Source organism: Natribacillus halophilus (assembly GCF_900100185.1).
Taxonomy (GTDB): domain Bacteria; phylum Bacillota; class Bacilli; order Bacillales; family Marinococcaceae; genus Natribacillus; species Natribacillus halophilus.
In genome coordinates this window covers 1-18046 of record NZ_FNEN01000012.1, presented here as the reverse complement: position 1 = coordinate 18046, position 18046 = coordinate 1, and the positions used below count along the sequence as shown (strand labels likewise).

Annotated in this window: 20 protein-coding genes; 8 read left to right on the top strand and 12 right to left on the bottom strand. The window is 48.0% G+C overall.

Features of this window, described 5'->3' with window-relative positions; all coding sequences use genetic code 11:
- Positions 1 to 10: 10 nt before the first annotated feature.
- From BLS58_RS12515 to BLS58_RS12495, 5 genes are all read left to right on the top strand, one after another.
- Entirely contained in the window at positions 11 to 445 is a 435-nt protein-coding gene (locus BLS58_RS12515; protein WP_090399144.1) for a MarR family winged helix-turn-helix transcriptional regulator, read from the top strand.
- A 4-nt stretch (positions 446 to 449) separates the two neighbouring features.
- Positions 450 to 1424: a ring-cleaving dioxygenase gene (locus BLS58_RS12510; RefSeq protein ID WP_090399143.1), complete on the top strand. Its 975-nt coding sequence runs from the start codon at positions 450 to 452 to the stop codon at positions 1422 to 1424.
- 4 nt (positions 1425 to 1428) lie between these two features.
- Positions 1429 to 2034 carry an alpha/beta hydrolase gene (locus BLS58_RS12505; protein WP_090399142.1) on the top strand — a complete coding sequence of 202 codons (606 nt, stop codon included), beginning with the start codon at positions 1429 to 1431 and terminating at the stop codon, positions 2032 to 2034.
- Positions 2035 to 2112: 78 nt separating this feature from the next.
- A complete protein-coding gene (locus tag BLS58_RS12500; RefSeq protein ID WP_176764740.1) occupies positions 2113 to 3327 on the top strand; it encodes a CynX/NimT family MFS transporter in 1215 nt (404 codons plus the stop codon).
- A 126-nt stretch (positions 3328 to 3453) separates the two neighbouring features.
- Positions 3454 to 4125, top strand: a complete 672-nt coding sequence (locus BLS58_RS12495; RefSeq protein WP_090399140.1) for a DUF3231 family protein — start codon at positions 3454 to 3456, stop codon at positions 4123 to 4125.
- A gap of 93 nt (positions 4126 to 4218) precedes the next feature.
- Here the strand turns inward: BLS58_RS12495 and BLS58_RS18030 are convergent, their stop codons facing one another.
- Together BLS58_RS18030 and ltrA are read right to left on the bottom strand one after the other, a co-directional pair.
- A complete protein-coding gene (locus BLS58_RS18030) occupies positions 4219 to 4485 on the bottom strand; it encodes a group II intron maturase-specific domain-containing protein (RefSeq protein WP_342705723.1) in 267 nt (88 codons plus the stop codon).
- Between the two features lie 18 nt (positions 4486 to 4503).
- Entirely contained in the window at positions 4504 to 5472 is a 969-nt protein-coding gene (ltrA, locus tag BLS58_RS12490; protein WP_245723168.1) for a group II intron reverse transcriptase/maturase, read from the bottom strand.
- A gap of 738 nt (positions 5473 to 6210) precedes the next feature.
- Between ltrA and BLS58_RS12485 the strand changes: the two genes are divergently transcribed.
- Positions 6211 to 6531, top strand: coding sequence for a DUF3231 family protein (locus BLS58_RS12485; RefSeq protein ID WP_245723167.1), 321 nt, complete (start codon positions 6211 to 6213; stop codon positions 6529 to 6531).
- Between the two features lie 68 nt (positions 6532 to 6599).
- Positions 6600 to 7319 (top strand): type II toxin-antitoxin system prevent-host-death family antitoxin, encoded by a 720-nt coding sequence (locus BLS58_RS12480; protein ID WP_090399138.1) that lies wholly within the window; start codon positions 6600 to 6602, stop codon positions 7317 to 7319.
- Between the two features lie 261 nt (positions 7320 to 7580).
- Here the strand turns inward: BLS58_RS12480 and BLS58_RS12475 are convergent, their stop codons facing one another.
- From BLS58_RS12475 to BLS58_RS12430, 10 genes are all read right to left on the bottom strand, one after another.
- The gene (locus BLS58_RS12475) at positions 7581 to 8300 is read right to left on the bottom strand and encodes a LutC/YkgG family protein (RefSeq protein WP_090399137.1); all 720 of its coding nucleotides are present in this window, start codon (positions 8298 to 8300) and stop codon (positions 7581 to 7583) included.
- Positions 8293 to 9723 carry a LutB/LldF family L-lactate oxidation iron-sulfur protein gene (locus BLS58_RS12470; RefSeq protein WP_090399136.1) on the bottom strand — a complete coding sequence of 477 codons (1431 nt, stop codon included), beginning with the start codon at positions 9721 to 9723 and terminating at the stop codon, positions 8293 to 8295. The genes BLS58_RS12475 and BLS58_RS12470 overlap by 8 nt, the downstream gene beginning before the upstream one ends.
- Before the next feature lie 5 nt (positions 9724 to 9728).
- The gene (locus BLS58_RS12465) at positions 9729 to 10454 is read right to left on the bottom strand and encodes a (Fe-S)-binding protein (protein ID WP_090399135.1); all 726 of its coding nucleotides are present in this window, start codon (positions 10452 to 10454) and stop codon (positions 9729 to 9731) included.
- Positions 10455 to 10849: 395 nt separating this feature from the next.
- Positions 10850 to 11230, bottom strand: a complete 381-nt coding sequence (gene mnhG, locus BLS58_RS12460) for a monovalent cation/H(+) antiporter subunit G (RefSeq protein ID WP_245723166.1) — start codon at positions 11228 to 11230, stop codon at positions 10850 to 10852.
- On the bottom strand, positions 11208 to 11492 hold the full coding sequence (locus BLS58_RS12455) for a Na(+)/H(+) antiporter subunit F1 (RefSeq protein WP_090399134.1): 285 nt from the start codon (positions 11490 to 11492) through the stop codon (positions 11208 to 11210). Before BLS58_RS12455 ends, mnhG begins: the two co-directional genes overlap by 23 nt.
- Positions 11492 to 11968, bottom strand: a complete 477-nt coding sequence (locus BLS58_RS12450) for a Na+/H+ antiporter subunit E (RefSeq protein ID WP_090399133.1) — start codon at positions 11966 to 11968, stop codon at positions 11492 to 11494. Before BLS58_RS12450 ends, BLS58_RS12455 begins: the two co-directional genes overlap by 1 nt.
- Before the next feature lie 15 nt (positions 11969 to 11983).
- Entirely contained in the window at positions 11984 to 13468 is a 1485-nt protein-coding gene (locus BLS58_RS12445; protein ID WP_090399132.1) for a Na+/H+ antiporter subunit D, read from the bottom strand.
- The gene (locus BLS58_RS12440; RefSeq protein ID WP_090399131.1) at positions 13461 to 13799 is read right to left on the bottom strand and encodes a Na(+)/H(+) antiporter subunit C; all 339 of its coding nucleotides are present in this window, start codon (positions 13797 to 13799) and stop codon (positions 13461 to 13463) included. Before BLS58_RS12440 ends, BLS58_RS12445 begins: the two co-directional genes overlap by 8 nt.
- 2 nt (positions 13800 to 13801) lie before the next feature.
- Positions 13802 to 14224, bottom strand: coding sequence for a Na(+)/H(+) antiporter subunit B (locus BLS58_RS12435; RefSeq protein ID WP_090399130.1), 423 nt, complete (start codon positions 14222 to 14224; stop codon positions 13802 to 13804).
- Complete coding sequence (locus BLS58_RS12430; protein WP_090399129.1) at positions 14211 to 16616, bottom strand: Na+/H+ antiporter subunit A; 2406 nt, start codon at positions 16614 to 16616, stop codon at positions 14211 to 14213. The genes BLS58_RS12435 and BLS58_RS12430 overlap by 14 nt, the downstream gene beginning before the upstream one ends.
- Positions 16617 to 17120: 504 nt before the next feature.
- On the opposite strand from BLS58_RS12430, the gene BLS58_RS12425 reads away from it, so the two are divergent.
- Positions 17121 to 17807, top strand: a complete 687-nt coding sequence (locus BLS58_RS12425; protein WP_090399128.1) for a universal stress protein — start codon at positions 17121 to 17123, stop codon at positions 17805 to 17807.
- Positions 17808 to 18046: the final 239 nt, after the last annotated feature.

The window sequence follows — 18046 nt, the reverse complement described above, 5'->3', positions numbered from 1 at the left end:
GGCGTTCTCCATGACATTATCCAAACATGATAAGCAGCGGGGGCTGCTTCTATGGTTCCGACTTGCCCATTTCTATAATCAAAGCGTAAAAGCCTCGAACGAACACTTGGCTGCCTATGATCTCTCGATCGCCCAATTTGACGTCCTCGTACAAATCGGCGCTCATCAACCGATCACCCAACAGGAACTCGCCCAAAAATTACTCGTTTCCAAAGGCAACATTACGCAATTGATTAGGAAAATGGAAGATAGAGAATTAATAACACGCAGACAAGAGTGGAAAACAAAATACATTACCCTGACGGAACAAGGAGAACGCCTCTATCAAGAGGTTGTCCCCCAACAAGAACAATTCCAGGCCTCCCAATTCCAGGCGTTAAGCAAGGAAGAACAAAAACAACTGCTTGAGCTGTTAACGAAATTACAAAAACAGGAGAATTTTTAAAAACATGGAATTAAAAGGCATTCACCATCTCTCGGCTCTCACCGCCAATGCTGCCAAAAACGTGGAATTCTATACCGAAGTCATGGGTATGCGGCTCGTCAAGAAAACCGTCAACCAGGATGATGTCGGCGTTTATCACCTATTTTACGGAGATGAGCGCGGGAATCCGGGAACGGAGCTTACGTTTTTCGAGATCCCGATGGCCGCGCCCAATTACCGGGGAGCAAGCAGTATATCCGGAACCTCATTGAGGGTGAAAAATGACGAAGCCCTCGACTATTGGAAGAAACGGTTTGAAGAGCATGGCGTTGACCATGAAGACATCCGCATACGCGCGGGACGAAACACCCTTGCCTTTGAAGATTTTGAAGGCCAGCGTCTCATTCTCGTCTCTGATGAAAATAATACCGGCGTTTTGGGCGGAGTTCCGTGGGAGAAAGCTCCGGTGCCACAGGCATATGGCATCATCGGCCTCGGCCCCATTTACCTTACTGTCCGTGACCCCGAGCCTACAGCTCAAATCTTGACAAAAGTCATGGGCTTTCGCAGAAAAGAAAATGCTGACTATACCGCCGGTGACGGCGACGTCCTCGTGTTTGAAACCGGCGAAGGCGGAACCGGCGCAGAAGTGCATATCATCAAAGCGCCGGAACTCCCGTTTGAACGTCAGGGCCGGGGCGGCGTTCATCACGTCGCGTTTCGCGTTGATGACGAAGAAGAATTAAAGAAATGGATCAATCATATTAACGATACCGGATTGCCGAATTCCGGATTTGTCGAGCGTTACTACTTCCGCTCCCTTTATTTTCGCGAACCGAACGGCATCCTTTTTGAACTGGCGACTGACGGCCCTGGTTTTGCTACCGATGAAGACCTCGCCCATCTAGGGGAGTCGCTCTCGTTGCCTCCATATCTGGAGCCCCAAAGAGAGCAAATTGAAGCCAAACTCAAACCGCTGGATACGAAACAGGGGGAATGACTAAATGAAGCATATTTTCCAGGAAGGTACGAACAAAGAGGCCCCCGTTCTTCTGCTTTTGCACGGAACGGGCGGGGATGAAAATGACTTGTTGCCGCTGGCGGAGATGATTGCGCCTGAGTCCTCGGTATTAAGTGTGCGTGGCAACGTCTCTGAAGGAGGCATGCCCAGATTCTTCCGGCGCCTGGCTGAAGGTGTCTTTGATAAAGAAGATCTCATCTATCGCACGAAGGAGCTTGCCGATTTTCTCGACAAAAGCGCTGACGATTACGGTTTTGACCGTCAAAACATCGTCGCCGTCGGTTATTCCAACGGCGCCAATATCGCGGCCAGCTTACTCTATAACTATGAAAATGTGCTGAAAGGGGCGCTCCTGCATCACCCGATGGTTCCGTTGCGGGATGTTTCGCTCCCTTCGCAAAAAGAGCTTCCGGTATTCATCGGAGCCGGAAAGCAAGATCCGATCTGCCGCCCGGAAGAAACAGAAGAGCTGGCTTCAACCCTGGAAGCGGCCGGAGCGAACGTCGAATTATTTTGGGAAGATACCGGCCATCAACTCACAAAAACTGAAGTCGAAGCCGCGAGCGAATGGTTTCGGAACAATTTTTAAGATGCCTAGGAAGGCATCTTTTCTTTCTAGTGCTACAATAGGGAGGTGAGCATTTCAACAAAGGAGTCCTCCCACGTCATGAAGAAGCGTATACTTAACCCGAAGGTATGGATCATAATCGCGATCATCCTCGTCGCCTTTAATTTACGTCCGGCGATCACGGGGGTTGGGCCGCTTATCGGCATGATCCGGGAGGATCTGCAATTAACGAATAGCCAGGCAGGGATTCTCACGACCCTTCCCTTGCTCGCATTTGCCGGCCTTTCCATCGCCGCCCCCAGGCTCGCGAGAAAATGGGGGATCGAATGGGCGATTTTTGCAGGACTTTTTACGCTGCTGATCGGTATTCTTTTACGATCAGGCGGCTATTCTACCACTTTATTTATGGGGACCGCCATTATCGGCATCGGCATAGCCATCTGCAACGTCCTTTTGCCGGGATTTGTAAAATTAAAATTTGCTAAACATACAGGGGTCATGACGAGTGTTTATACAACATCCATGAGCCTATTCGCAACCGTTGGCTCGGGACTCAGCATTCCTCTTGCCATTAATCTGGGATTGGATTGGCAAGGCGCGCTCGTCTTCTGGTGCATGGTCACCGTAACGGCCATGGCGGTGTGGACGACCCAACTACGGGGCGCGCAAAAACCCGAGAAAATCGGAAAACATGAAGCAGCAGCCCCAAAACTATGGCACTCTCCGCTCGCTTGGCATGTCACCGCATTCATGGGGTTGCAGTCCATGATTTTTTACAGTTTAGTCACCTGGCTCCCCGAGATTGCGCAAGCAAACGGCATCAGTGCTGCCACAGCGGGGTGGCTCCTGAGCTTTACGCAACTTTGCGGCCTCCCTTCCAATTTTATAACACCGATCCTTGCCTCACGCTTGCAAAATCAACGGATCATCGTTTTGGTCATTATCTTTTTTTATTTCATCGGATTTATCGGTTTATTGTTTGTCGGAAATTCTTTGTTCCTTCATTTTATATTTACTTTTTTTATTGGCGCATCCATGGGGGCCAGCATAAGTTTGTCTTTTATTTTGTTTAACTTACGAACAACCTCGGCCCCGCAGGCCTCCCTACTATCGGGCATGGCGCAATCATTCGGATACTTATTGGCGGCCATCGGACCGATATTGCTCGGTTTCCTTTATGATTTCACAGGCGGATGGGTTTTGCCGCTGCTGATCCTGACCGGGGTCAGTCTCCTTCTCGCTATTTCCGGCTTAAATGCAGCTAAAGATACGTATGTGTTTGCGGAGCAGCCGGTGCGAAAACGTGAATATTAACCGGGGGAATGAGAAAAATATGCTAAAACGCGTATTTTGGAGGGAAAGCCAGTGGCAACGACACATAACGCACCTTTATCATCTGCGGAGGTCGCCCAGCTTTGGACGTCTTATCAATAGGACACTATGGCAATTTGTACGTTGAAATACTTTTTGGAAACGGTTGAAGACCCGGATATTGCTGCTTTACTTCAACATGCTTTAGAAATGTCGCAGTCGCACATCCCTCAGCTTACAGATTTTTTTAATGGTGAGAACTGGCCCGTTCCTAATGGTTTTGAGGAAGCTGACGTCAACTTGAACGCTCCTCGATTGTATACCGATGGATTTATGCTTACCTATCTGCAAATGATGGGAATGTTAGGTGTGAATGCGTACAGTGCGGCCATCGGTATGGCCGTAAGATCCGATGTTCATGACTATTATTCAGCGTGTATGACCGAAACCGTCGACCTTCATAAGCAGGCCACCGATCTTTTGCTGGACAAAGGAATGTTTGTCCGCTCTCCTGAGATCATGCCCCCTCATCGTATCGATTTTGTTACCGCTCACGATTTCCTCGGAAAATGGATGGGAGATAATCGCCCTCTTACGGCTATGGAAACGGGGAACCTTCACGCCAACAGTCAACGTAATATATTAGGAAAGTCACTGCTGATTGGATTTAGCCAGGTGGCAGGAGATCCGGAGGTTCGCAAACATATGGTTAAGGGGAAAGAAATTGCCGAAAAACATGTGGAAGTCTTCAGCTCTAAACTTAAAGAAAACTTGGCTTATCGCCAAGCCTGGGTCGAGTAGGAGGGAGCCTCTCCTTTGTGTAGGATTGTGCTCCTCCCCCCTCACAGATCCGTGCGGGCGCAATTAACGCACACGACTCCTCACCAACATCTTTCACAGAATATAGCTAATATGGTTTCTTAGTTCATAGATGTTTACCTTGGCTCTTGGTTTCGGTAAGGGAAATTTAATAAGAAATAACCGAAACTTCTCCCAACCGAACGACTTTCGTTGGCTTCTCCGGTTCATCCATTTGAAAAATTGTTGGATGACCGCATCCTGAAACCACACCACAGCGGTTACGTTGTCTGTGATACAGTAGTAGTTGTAATAACCCTTCAGAGAACGGCTTAGTTTACGGACAATGTCCTTCATGTCCAGATGCCGATGAGCTTTCAGTCATTGGTTCGTTTGTTTGAGCTTGGAGGCTATTTTCTTCTTGCTTGTTTTGCGTTTCACACGAAATTTCCCTTTCTTGCTCTTGCCGCAATAATGGGTGAAGCCAAGAAAATCAAACGTTGGTGGGTTCCCTTTCCCTGCCTTTTTATGATTTTCCTCAGCGAACCTCCCAAAAGGAATAATTTTCGTCTTATCCTCCGCCACTTCCAGGTTAAATTTGTTCAACCTCAACTTGAGTGCATCGTAGAATGCATGCGCATCCTCATGGTACTGAAAGCAACAGACAAAGTCATCTGCGTATCGCACAAGGTATGCCTGCCCTTTGATTCTTTTCTTCACATGTTGCTCAAACCAAAGGTCCAAAACATAGTGCAGGTAGACATTCGCTAGTATCGGCGATATAAGGTTTCCCTGAGGCGTTCCGTTCTCTGTCTTATAGTGTTTCGCCTGCTCCATGTATCCGCCCTTAAGGAATCGGGCAATGATTCGGAGAAAGCTTGGGTCTACAATACGCTCTCTCAGAAATTCCATCATCCACTTGTGGTCAACGCTATCGAAGAAACCTTTGATGTCCACATCTACGATGTCATTCACATATCTTCTCTCTATATATACATTCAATACCTTCAATGCATCATGGCAGTTGCGTTGGGGACGAAATCCAAATGAACAATCCAGAAAATCATTCTCATAGATGGCGTTCAAGATGGGCGCCATTCCTTTCTGAACAATCTTATCCTCATGTTCAGGGATTCCCAGCGGTCTTTTCTTTCCCTTTTCGTCCTTTGGAATATATACCCGCTTAGCTGGACTGGGGCGATAACCCTTTCGTTTCATTCTGGAAACTAAGTCTTCTATATTCTCCTCAAGATTCTGCTCATACGTATGCTTGGTTGTCCCATTCACCCCAGCTGCCTTACGATTAGGAAGTTGGTGATGACATTGCATGAGGTATTCACGATTCAGCAAATGTGCAAGAGATGTGAATGTCATATCTGGGTTGTTCTTAGCCAGTTCTGCTATCCTAGCAAGTTTTGTTTCCGTATGACTACCTCCGTGTGTAGGGAATGTGTCCCTTGTTAAGGTGATGTCGGCGTGACACTTGCCTTCCCTCTTTCGGCATTACCCGACGTCATCGGTACTACGCGGTCATCCGACTTCCTGTCGTCATCTGGTTTCCTCGCTTTGTATCGCTTGGTCAACCATACTCTCTTCGACTGAAGAAAGAACAAACAGGATCTCCCGAGTTCTCGTGTCATCATTGTATCGCATGCCTGGCTCTCCGACCCCGAGGGAGCTCCGTATACCTCACCGATAACGACATACGGCGTATCGTTTTCCAGTCTTTCGACACCGTCAACCTCCCCGTTTTAACTATTTACGAGGCTCAATCACTTTCAGGCCTACGACCTAACTGTCTACGCTTAACCCAGTTGATTACTCAACTGAGACCAAGACTCGCTATTGATGGCTTGGTTAGAGCCTTATCAAGCAGGGTTCTCACCTGTTAAATGACACGACCTATGCTCGGTCGCTCCGAAAGCCTTAGTTGCACTTATGCATGATAAGAAAGTTATACTTTTGTATGAAAACAACCATTATTGGAGCAGCGCAAACCAATCAGTATAACCAACATATGTCACGATTATACTTTTTGCGCTAAATCAGTTGTTTTCATGATAGATGGTGGCGGTATGCTCAGCCGCCATGATGGTTTCTTATCTGCCAATAAAGACGATCTCCCGGCTTCTGACCTCGGATGCAGGCGTCACCGCTTCCACGGTCGCGCCTTTCTCAGACAAGCTCATGATGTTTTTCACAAGCGGTCTTATCGCTACGAGTATCGGGTATTACGGCACTGCCATGGCCATGAGTCCGCGAAAAGACATCATCACCGATTATTCGCGTTTAACAGCCGAAATCATGAAATACTCAGCAGAAAGTGCCAAAATCCTGATTGACAACGGTTGGATGGAAGAACCTCCACTAGCAAAGGACCGGGATAAGCTGGCGGAGAATAAGAACTAGACCGACCACCATTTTAGCTAAGATAGTGTTACAATATACGTAACTTAGCTAAAATGGAGGTTGTACACATGAGAGTACCTTCAACCGAAGTGCAAAATCATTTCGGAAAATACTTGAAGTACGTGGAAGCGGGTGAGGAGATTTTTGTAACGAAAAGCGGAAAAGACATAGCTGAAATCTCCCCTTGTCGTGACGCGGACACTGTCAGAGAAGAACGATCAGAATACCGGTCTTCGAGCGACTGGGTAACCTATGAAGAATTTCTGGAGTTAACGGAGGCATCGGAACAAAGATTTGAATTAATTGACGGTGTTATCTATAACCTGGCCTCCCCTTCCTATAAGCACCAACATGTGGTTGGTGAGATCTACGGTACATTTTACAACTGGTTTAAAAGAAATACGTGTGAGCCACTCACATCCCCTTTCGATGTAACCTTTTTCAAAGAGAAAAACAACATTTGCGTGGTCCAGCCGGATATAGTGGTCATCTGCGACAAGGACAATCTGGATGAGAACGACAAATATCAGGGCACGCCAACCCTTGTGGTCGAAGTGTTATCATCGTCCACGAGAAATAAAGACATGTTGAAAAAGCTTGAGCTATATAAACAATGTGGTGTGAAAGAATACTGGATTGTCGATCCATTCAATGAACACATTTTGGTTTACTCGTTTGAGAACAATGATATTATAAACAATAAAAGCTATTTAAAGCAGGCTCACCAAACGGTGCGCTCCGAGGTATTTGCAGGGTTGGAGGCGGACTTGCAGGATGTGTTTGCGTGATGGCAACGCGCTCCCGTACCTTTCGGGTTGGCTCATCGGGCTTTTGGGGTATGACAGTGCGCTTCTCGTACCTTTCGAGCAGGCTCGGCGGGCTTTTGGGGTATGACTACGCGCTTCCCGTACCTCTCAGGTTGGCTCGGTAGACTTTTGGGGTATAACTACACGCTTCTCGTACCTCTCGAGCAGGCTCGGCAGGCTTTTGGGGTATAACTACGCGCTTCTCGTACCTTTCGAGGTGGTTCACCCGCCCTTTGATACCTATCAAATATCCCCCAAAAGAATATAAGTCGCCCGCACCGGCCCGTGCACTCCGACGACGAGGCTCATCTCGATATCCGCGCTGTTGGACGGGCCGGAGACAAAATGAATTTGCGAAGGAATATCTTCGCCGTTTTGTACGCGTTCATGAATGCGATGGGTCGCTTGTGTCATTCGCGGGACTAGCGAACTGCGGGGGATGACGGCGATATAATTTTCCGGGAAAAGATTTACAACCCTCCCTTTCTCGGGGGCGGCCAACAGGACGACGGTGCCTGATTCGGCTAAAGTGATATCGCTGTAAGTAATACCGACGCTAGCGCGTTCCGCAACGCCGATGTTTTCTTCCCCTTTTGCCGTATCCCACACTGCTGATTCCACACCCAAAGCGCTCATCTGCGAGCGAAACGCGTCATCTAGTCCCGCGCATTCAAGTCTATCATCGGCCCACATGATCACCGAATCCGCCTGATAAGCACCGATCGTTTCCGCCACCGCGTTCTGAAGCCCGTCCATGTCTGTTTCAATCACATCAGTATGGATGTTATCGCATTGCGCTTTAAACCGTTCCACGAGCTGGTCGGTATTTTCATCAGCAAAAACATCCCATTGTGGTTGCGCCTGCCATTCGGGGCGTTCCACATGCTCACTGCGCGGCCGCCCTAGTTTTTCGGCGACTTGATTTAAAAAACTCTCTCTTCCCTGGATGTTCCCTCTACTCATCGGGCTCTGACCTCCTTCGGTTGGCAAACCAATCGCGAAAACGTTCATTCGCTGGAGCAGGCATATCACGAGCATTTGTCCATGCTTTCAGTGGCCCCGGACCATTCGAAATACTTGATCCTTTCGTCCATGGTCGCATAACGCGATGCGCCTGTTTGGATCCCAGGCGATAGAGTTTCGGCTTGGATGCGCCCGTACCGAACATTTTCATCGCCCACTTTTCCGGCATGGGACCGAGGTTTTCTTTTTCCGTAATGATCTGGCGATGAGCGATCAAGTGCTCATGCAGCGGTATTTTCACCGGACACGCTTCTGTACAGGCGGCGCAGAGCGAAGAGGCGTAAGGAAGGTCCTTGTTATCCTCGTAGCCATCAAGCAGTGGCGTCAACACCGCGCCGATCGGGCCATTATAGATGGAACCGTAAGCGTGACCACCCACATGGCGATAGACCGGGCAGACGTTCACACACGCGGCACAGCGGATACAATGAAGGGCGGACTGAAATTGTGTCCCGAGGATATCGGAGCGGCCGTTATCAACGATGACGAGATGAAACTCTTCCGGCCCATCGATTTCGTCTTCACCTTTTGGTCCTGTCAAGGCAGTGATATAAGATGTTAATTTTTGCCCAACGGCGGAGCGGCAGAGCAGGCTCACCATGACATCGAGCTCTTCCCATGTAGGGACGATGCGTTCCATGCTCATCACCGAGATCTGTGTTTTCGGCAAGGCCGTAGCCAGATCAGCGTTCCCTTCATTGGTAACAAGCGAAACCGTTCCCGATTCAGCGACGGCAAAATTGCAACCGGTGATGCCAATGTCGGCATCCAAAAAATCTCCGCGCAGTTCGTCACGGACGAAACGGGTGATATCATCGGCATGGTCGCTTTCTTCATAGCCTTTTTTATCCGCAAAAACGTCCTTGATCTGGGTGCGGTTTTTGTGCAGGGAAGGGGCTACGATATGGGAAGGCGGGTCATGGTCATCGACTTGCAAAATGTATTCCCCCAAATCGGTCTCCACGACCTCCAGGCCATCATCCTCCAAAGCATCGTTTAACGACATTTCCTCTGTCACCATCGATTTCGATTTCACGATTTTTTTCGCTTCTTTTTCACGGGCGACTTGTTGCACATAGGCGTTGCCTTCTTCAGCCGTCTTGGCAAAATAAACATGGCCGCCCCTCTCCGCCACCTTGTCGCTTAATTGTTCAAGATAATAGTCGAGATGCTCGAGGGTATGCGATCGAATGTCCTCCCCAAGTGTCCGCCATGCTTCCCAATCACCGAGCTCTTCGGAGGACGCTTGTTTTCTCGTCCGTAATTTTTCCTGAGCCGAGCGGACGGTGCCGCGCATAAATGCGTCTTCCAAACCGGTGTTTACGCGTTGCTCGAAATCTTTTTCTCCCACTCTTAGTGGCACTTGCTTCACCTCGCTTCGGTATGATTCAGGACTTCGGCAATGTGCATGACTTTCATGGGGCTATCCTCGCGTTCCATGCGCCCGCCGATATTCATCATACATCCGGCGTCGGCGCCGATGAGAATATCCGCGCCCGTATCATGGATACAACTGACCTTTTCATCGACCATTTCCTTGGAAATAGACGCCATTTTAACGGCGAATGTACCGCCGAACCCACAGCAATCATAATTCCGGGGCAAGTCGATCATTTCCAGTCCGTCGACGTGGTTAAGTAGCGTTTGCGGCGCGTCCGTCACGTTAAGCAAACGCATCATATGACAAGACGTATGGTAGGTCGCTTTGGCATGAAAAGAAGCACCGGTATCTTCAACCTGAAGCACATCGACGAAAAACTGCGTCAATTCATAACTTTTCGCGCTCAGCTTTTCAGCTTCCGCCTGCCATTCCGGTTCGCCTTCCAGTAAATGGTGATATTCCTGCAACATCGCCGCGCAGGACCCGGACGGCGTCACGACATATGAGGAAGCCTGAAAAGCTTCGATCGTTTGTTTGGCCACTTTACGTGCATCCCTGTGGTAGCCGCTGTTAAAAGCCGGTTGCCCGCAACACGTTTGCGCTTCCGGAAAATCAACGGTGCAGCCGAATTTTTCCAGAAGTTCCACGGTGGCTTTACCGGCATTCGGATAAAACATGTCACCCAGACAGGTGATAAATAGTGATACATTCACAAAGATATACCCCCTTTATTGGCAGGATCAGGATGCTCTCATTATAATGGAAAGCGATTTCAATGATCAATAGATTTAATTGTTTCCCATTCGTCAGTGGAATATGACTCCCTAACGTGTTATAGCGAATGGCGTTAGGTCTTCATCGGGCGCTTTTGACTCCCTAACGTGTTATAGCTGAAGTGTTACGTCGTCATCGGGCACTTCTGACTACCTAATGCGTTATAGCTGAAGTGTTACGTCGTCATCGGGCACTTCTGACTACCTAATGCGTTATAGCAAACGTCGTTAGGTCGGCAACAATGGCTTATTCGCGAAGGGCATAAACACCGACACCCCACCGCTTTCAGACGATCTCCTCGCCTCGTCCGTTTATAGCCCATAAAACTACTCCCTCACCGATTCTCCTCTTGTCTCCTCCGGTGTTCCTCGCCCAAAACTTCTTCCAAATCATCCTGCACACTTTCCTCGGCAAGCGGCACGCCTGATCGATAGGCCGCGCGACAACACACATGACTGACGACGGGAGCCGTCAAAAACACAAACACGATCCCCAAAAATAATCGCATGCTATATAAACCTTCGAGCGCCCCAAAGTGGATGAAAACCCCTGTCAACGTACATAAAACACCGAGGGTTGCACTTTTCGTCGCTCCGTGGGAGCGCGTGTAAATGTCGGGCAAACGAACGAGGCCAAAAGCACTGATGAGCAGCATGATCACGCCGGCAATTAACAATATGGCTACGATGATTTCAATCATCACGCTTTCGTTCAATGATCACACCCCTTTCGATATACTTCCCAAAGGCCACCGCCCCAATGAAAGCCAGAATCCCGAGCAATAAAATCGCCTCCAGGAAAGCGTCTGTTTCCATGTAAATAGACACGACACCGATCAGCGCGATCATCATGATGCTAATGAGGTCGAGCGCAATGACACGATCAGCCATGGAGGGTCCTTTAATTGCGCGATATAGTCCACCCAGGATCGCGATCGCCAGCAAAAAAAGCATCACAAGCAGAACAGTCTCAAACATTAGCGGGTCACCTCCATAATCGCCTTTTCAAATCTCTCGTGTGAGGCGAGGACCATATCACTGGAAACAGGAATATCCATCGCATGCATATAAAATGTCCGCCGGTCCGGAGAAACCTCGACGACGACCGACCCCGGCGTGAGCATGAAAAGCAAAGCGAGGGTCGTGATCTCCCAGTTACTTTCCAAATCCGTTTCCAATTTGAATATGCCGGGGGTAATATTTAATCTCGGACGCAAAATTTGCCCTGTGACCACGATCGTTGAGAGGATTAATTCTTTTATAAAAAGGTATAGCAAAACGACAATTGCCCACGCCCTGTGCAAGTAAAATTTTTCGTTAAAAAACCGTCGCATCAAAAATACGATAGCAAGCCCGAGCAAATAGCCCATCGTAAACGAGGGCAGACTCCAGTCATCTTGCAGTGAAACCCATAAGAGAGCGATGATTAAGTTAATCAATATTTGAAACGCCATTTCCTCACCTCGTTCCTAATCAGCGTTTGGCAGAACCGCTTCGATATAAAGCTGTGGATTATTGAGAACCTCTGCCGCCTGTAACGCGTACACATTCACCCATTCAACCCCAAGCCCGAGGCCAACGGTTATCGTGGCCAAAATCGCGCACGGGAACAACAATCCCCGGGTAGACATACGCTCATCTTCCACCGACAATTGGTTCTCTCCCCAAAAGCCATTCATAAAGATTTTCATCACCGAATAAAGCACCATTAAACTCGTCACTAAACCGACGGCGGCAAGGATGTAAAATCCTTCCCCGATGGCTCCCTGCAGGATCAGCAGTTTTCCAATAAAGCCGCTTAACGGCGGGATACCGGCAAGCGCGAGGGCTGCCAGGAAAAACATCCAGCCCAGCGCCGCGTGATTGCGAATCATGCCACTCATTTTACGCAGTTGATCGGTACCGGTAAGCCCGATCATCACGCCCCCGAGTAAAAACAGCAACGCCTTCACTACCATGTCATGCATCAAGTAATAGATGGATCCTGCCAATGCCACTTCGGTAAACACAGCAAGGCCGGCGAAAATAAATCCAACCGCGATAACGACGTTATAAGCCAGTATTTTGCGGACGTCCCAATAGGCAACAGCACCAATAGCGCCAAAAATCATCGTTAAAATGCCCAGCCAGGCAATCAGTTGATGCGTGACCGCGGGCTCGTGATAAAAAATGAGTGTAAACGTCCGAAAGATGGCGTAAATGCCTACTTTCGTCAACAAGGCGGCAAACATGGCCGAGATCGCCATGGGCGGAACGACATAAGCACCCGGGAGCCAAAAATACATCAATAAAGCTGCTTTAATGGCGAATACGAGTAAGAGAAAGATCGCCACCGTCGTGATCAAGCCGTCCTGCCCCGTTTCTGCTATTCTCATCGACAAATCGGCAAAATTCAAGGTTCCGGTGATCGCGTACAGATAACCGATCGCCACGAGAAAGAACATCGAAGACACGATATTGATAAGCACATACTTTAAGGATTCACGCAGTTGATCCTTTGTACCGCCAAGGGAAACGAGTATGTAAGATGCGAGTAACATGACCTCAAAAAACACGAAAAGGTTAAAAAGATCACCCGTCAGGAATGACCCCATAACGCCAACCAGCAAAAAATGAATAAATGGGTAAAGGTAATGCTTTTCCCGTGCTTCACCGATCGTTCGAAAGCCATAAAGGACACAGCAAAAAGCGACGATCACAGTGGCCAACATGAGCAGTAATGCGAACATATCAGCGACGAGTACAATCCCAAATGGAGGATCCCATCCCCCGAGATTTAGCGTCTGGGTCCCCGCATCCGAAACTTGCTGAATGAGTACCATCGTAACAACAGCAAGCAGTAACAGCGAAAGGGTCGTTACATAGCGTTGAACGCGTATTTGTTTTCGGAAAAAAATGAGTGCTACACCCGCTAATAACGGGATTACGATCGGTAGAATGACTAAATTATTCATCTTCAGTGCCCCTTAATTGCTCCATGTCATCCGTGCCCAACTCTTGATAAGAACGATACGCCAAAACGAGGAAAAATCCAAGCACCCCGAAATTGATCACAATAGCGGTTAAGATCAGTGCCTGTGGCAACGGGTCGGTATAAGCCGTACTCTCAATGCCCAATATCGGGGGTGCGCCGGTTTTGAGTCCGCCCATCGTCAATAATAAAAGTAATGCGCCATGACCCAAAACGGCTGTACCGAGAACGATCCGTATTAAGCTTTTAGCCAAAACAAGGTAAGTACCTGCCATAAACAGTACACCTGCAAGCACAGACATTAAAATTTCCATAACTATACATCCTCACTGATACTCAGAATAATCGTAAGTATGGCTCCGACCACGGCAAGGGATACTCCCGCCTCGAACAATAGCGAAGTCGCCAGTTCAATCTCACCGAAGAATGGAAAGTCAACATATTCATACGTATGGGAGAGGAACGGATAACCTAAAACCATAGCCCCCACCCCCGTCAGCAAGGAAAGACCAATACCTATCCCCGTTAATATTTTATAATCGACGGGAATACCCTTTTCCACGGTTTCCATATCGAAAGCTATATACAGAAGGACGAGGGCGGAAGCGATCACCAGCCCTCCGATAAATCCTCCCCCTGGTTCGTGGTGGCCGGCAAAGAACAAATAGGCCGCAAATGCCAGGATGATGAACGCTGCAACACTCGCGATCGTTTGCAAAATCACGTCATTGGTTTTCATCCTGTTCCCTCCTTGCCAACCGCAATTTAATGAGCGCGTACGCGGCTAGACCTGCGATACAAAGTACAAAGATTTCCAACAATGTATCAATGGCCCGAAAATCGGCCAAAATCGCGTTCACCATGTTTCCAGCGCCGGCAAGTTCATAGGCATCCTCGTAAAAATCGGAAATCGCGGGAAAAAGACGATGCCCATTCGCAGATAATGAAATTAACGTTACGAGTAACCCGACCGCACCGGCGATGATCAGGTTGAACACGTTAATACCGTCGCCTTCTTCTTTCTCCCGCAAACGGGGAAGATGGTAGAAGCAGACTAAAAACAAGGCTACTGTGACCGTTTCAATCGCTAATTGCGTCAATGCCAAATCCGGCGCCCGTAAGACGACAAAGAAGAGAGCGACAATATAGCCTAGCACCCCGACACCGATGACGGCTGTCAGACGGGACCTTGTGATGACAACCATGGCCGTAGATCCGACCAACACAAGGGAGAGAATGATTTCAAACCCATTAATGTTCGCTGCATTTGCCGTATCAATAGAAAAGCCATCCAACAGGAAAAGACTGGCGCCTGTGATCACGACAAAGATCACTAGAATATACCGGAGATAATCACGGCTAAACCCGGTCATATGCCAGTCCGTCACTTTTCTTGATATACTTTCCATCCCTTTAAGCCCGGAATTGTAGGCATTGGTAATCGAAAGGGCTCTCGGCATATTGTTGTATAGCACGATCCATTTTCTTAATGTCGCATACAGGATGGCACCCAATACGACAACTCCAATGGTCATAAACAATTCAGGTTCGAACCCGTGCCACGCTTCAATATGAATATCAAATTCACCCGCCAATGGCGGTAAAATCGAAGCCATCATCGGCTCCAGCACATAATGCGCGAGTACGTTCGGAACAAAAAAGATAACAACGACGAGCACGGTCAATATCAGCGGGGAAATTAACATGCCCCAGGGAGCTTCATGGGCTTCTTTTTCCAAACGCTCCGGTTGATATTTTCCAAAAAATGTTTTAAAAACAAGGACAATGCTATAAACAAACGTAAAAATACTGGCAGTCCAGGCGACGATCGGGATCAAAGCCCCATACGTCTCCATTCTGAAGATATCGAGTTCTGCCGCATTCAGTGCGCCCGTAAAGAAAAGTTCTTTACTGAGAAAACCGTTAAACGGCGGCAACCCGGCCATGGATAGACTTCCAATCAACGCGAGGGTAAAGGAAATCGGCATGATCGACATCAGTCCGCCGAGCTTACGCAAATCACGCGTCCCTGTCTCATGGTCGACGATCCCGACGACCATGAAGAGACTGCCTTTAAAGGTGGCATGGTTCACGAGATGGAATACCGCAGCGAGGATCGCCATCGAATGAAGGTGGGCCTCATCCCCTCCCCCGTAATAGAGAGCGGCCGATCCCATTCCCAGAAGGGACATAATGAACCCGAGCTGACTGATCGTCGAAAACGCAAGTAACGCTTTTAAATCCCGCTGTTTCACCGCTAACAGGGATCCCCATAAGAGCGTAAGCAGCCCAACGCCGGTCACGATCCAGAACCATTCCATCGCCCCTCCGAAAAAAGGTGTGAACCTGGCCACCAGGTAAATCCCCGCCTTGACCATCGTCGCCGAATGCAAATAGGCACTGATCGGCGTCGGAGCTTCCATGGCATCCGGGAGCCAGATGTGGAACGGAAATTGCACGGATTTGGTGAACGCGCCGATCAGGATGAGAATCATAGCCGGCAGAAACAGCTCATGCTGGACAAGTTGGTCACTTTGCGCCATCAGTGCCTGAAGGCTAAACGTCTCTCCCATGATGCTGAGCATGATAATCGCCGCGAGCATCGCGAAACCGCCAAAAATGGTAATCAGCATCGCCTTTTGCGCACCGTAACGGGATTGCCTCCGCGCATACCAGTAAGCAATTAATAAAAAGGAGGAGATACTCGTCAGTTCCCAGAAGAGATAAAGGACGATCATATTATCTGAAAAAACAACCCCGAGCATGGCCGTCAGGAACATCATCAGATAAACGTAAAAGTTATGGAGGGCTTCACGATGTTTCGACAAATAATAGATTGAATACAAAACGACAAGCGCCCCGATGCCTGAGATAATCAAGCCAAAGACAAGCCCGAGCCCATCGACATAGAGGCTGTAATGAATATCGAATCGAGGAATCCACGGAAGGCTATACATCGCTGTTTCTCCGCCGGCGACCATCGGCAAAAACGTAAGCAAGTATATAAAGACAGCCAAAGGTACAACTAAAACGAACCAACCGGTATGTACTCTTGGGATTTTTTTAAATAAGATAGGGATAATGACTGCAGCCAAAAGAGGAAAAAGAATAAAAATATGTAACCAAGACAAAAGTATCGACCCCCACAGTACGCGAGTATGTATATTCTTCCCGATTCCCGTCAGCAAATACGACGAGTTATATGTCTTAATTTTCTGTAAAAAACAATCGGAACAGGAATCTCTTTCCTTTTTATAGAAAATACTTCCGAGTGCATTTTGCATTCTACCAATGGTTCATACATATAGGCAACAATTTTGCTCATAGCAAAAAGACAGACACATGTCATTATTATAAACTAAATGTATTTCCAATTGGCGATATATAAAGGGTTGTCGGAGATTTGTAACATTTTCACCTGTCGATATACCGATGTATAAAACATATTAGACTTACTCACCATATTAACGATATGCAAACCCTACTCAGCGTTTTAAACGAGCGGTCTAGACCCTTGCCGAAAAATTTTCAAGAAAGAACAAATCTCCGATTGACAGCATAAAACAAACAGGAGTAAGCTATTATATGGCAGTGTTACTGCCCAGTATCATTATGTTTGTAAGAGGTGAAGGCATATGGATCAAATCCAGGCGAAAATGGATGAATGCATGCTTGTCTGCGTTTATTATGGTCCAAATGGTGAAAAGTTGATCAAAAGGGGCGCCAAGATCGCGGGCAGACTTAATTGCCCTCTCTATATATTGACGGTCAATGACGCCGATGCCGATGATCTTGATCATGAAAAAAACCAGTATTTGGAGTTTTGGGAACGTCTGGCCAAAGAATATAACGCGACAGACTTCATCATAAAATCCAATGACAAACGCCCGGTTTCCAGAGTGATCAGCCAAGTCGCCAAGGAAATACACGCGACCCAGGTCATTATCGGGCAAACGGCCAAAAGCCGCTGGAAAGAGATGACGAAAGGGTCTCTCATTAACTCGCTGCTCAAAGAACTTCCGTTTGTCGACTTGCACATTATTGCCGTCACACGGGGATTAAAGAATTACCAGGAAGAACACTTTGAGAAAGGCGTCCGCGCCTATCTGGTCAAAACCGATGGCGGCCGCTACCGTCTAAGCTTTAACCATACCAATGCCTGTGCATACGAAGGTATATTTTTCAAGGAAATTGGCACGGACTTTAATAACGGCGTGTTTAAATTCATGAAAGAAAACAGAATGATCGATGTCCATGTGACCGACGACTATGTCCAAGACGAGATGCCCTCCCATCAGAAGGCCGAGAACACAAAAACCTAAGTAAAACTGATAAAGGAGTGCCCTATGGACCCCTTATCCGGTTTATCGTTCTTTTAATTGCCATTCCGCCTTTAAAGAAGAGAAGCGGGATGGCATTATTAATCCAATCCCATATGTTGGCGCCCTAGACAGGAGTCGAACCTGTGACCTACAGCTTAGGAGGCTGTATCAGGCGGTGTGAAGGCATCTGAGCATTTATGTAAAACCCTGATGATATGCACCTTCTATGCGATCATCTA

Bases quoted from the DNA above. Each gene is read 5' to 3' on its own strand.
- BLS58_RS12435 (WP_090399130.1), bottom strand. From the start codon at position 14,224: ATGAAAACCAATGACGTGATTTTGCAAACGATCGCGAGTGTTGCAGCG.
- BLS58_RS12475 (WP_090399137.1), bottom strand. From the start codon at position 8,300: ATGAGTAGAGGGAACATCCAGGGAAGAGAGAGTTTTTTAAATCAAGTC.
- BLS58_RS12455 (WP_090399134.1), bottom strand. From the start codon at position 11,492: ATGTTTGAGACTGTTCTGCTTGTGATGCTTTTTTTGCTGGCGATCGCG.
- BLS58_RS12450 (WP_090399133.1), bottom strand. From the start codon at position 11,968: ATGGCGTTTCAAATATTGATTAACTTAATCATCGCTCTCTTATGGGTT.
- BLS58_RS12425 (WP_090399128.1), top strand. From the start codon at position 17,121: ATGGATCAAATCCAGGCGAAAATGGATGAATGCATGCTTGTCTGCGTT.
- BLS58_RS12485 (WP_245723167.1), top strand. From the start codon at position 6,211: ATGATGGTTTCTTATCTGCCAATAAAGACGATCTCCCGGCTTCTGACC.
- BLS58_RS12495 (WP_090399140.1), top strand. From the start codon at position 3,454: ATGGCAATTTGTACGTTGAAATACTTTTTGGAAACGGTTGAAGACCCG.
- BLS58_RS12445 (WP_090399132.1), bottom strand. From the start codon at position 13,468: ATGAATAATTTAGTCATTCTACCGATCGTAATCCCGTTATTAGCGGGT.
- BLS58_RS12510 (WP_090399143.1), top strand. From the start codon at position 450: ATGGAATTAAAAGGCATTCACCATCTCTCGGCTCTCACCGCCAATGCT.
- BLS58_RS12515 (WP_090399144.1), top strand. From the start codon at position 11: ATGACATTATCCAAACATGATAAGCAGCGGGGGCTGCTTCTATGGTTC.
- BLS58_RS12480 (WP_090399138.1), top strand. From the start codon at position 6,600: ATGAGAGTACCTTCAACCGAAGTGCAAAATCATTTCGGAAAATACTTG.
- BLS58_RS12505 (WP_090399142.1), top strand. From the start codon at position 1,429: ATGAAGCATATTTTCCAGGAAGGTACGAACAAAGAGGCCCCCGTTCTT.
- BLS58_RS12440 (WP_090399131.1), bottom strand. From the start codon at position 13,799: ATGGAAATTTTAATGTCTGTGCTTGCAGGTGTACTGTTTATGGCAGGT.
- BLS58_RS12500 (WP_176764740.1), top strand. From the start codon at position 2,113: ATGAAGAAGCGTATACTTAACCCGAAGGTATGGATCATAATCGCGATC.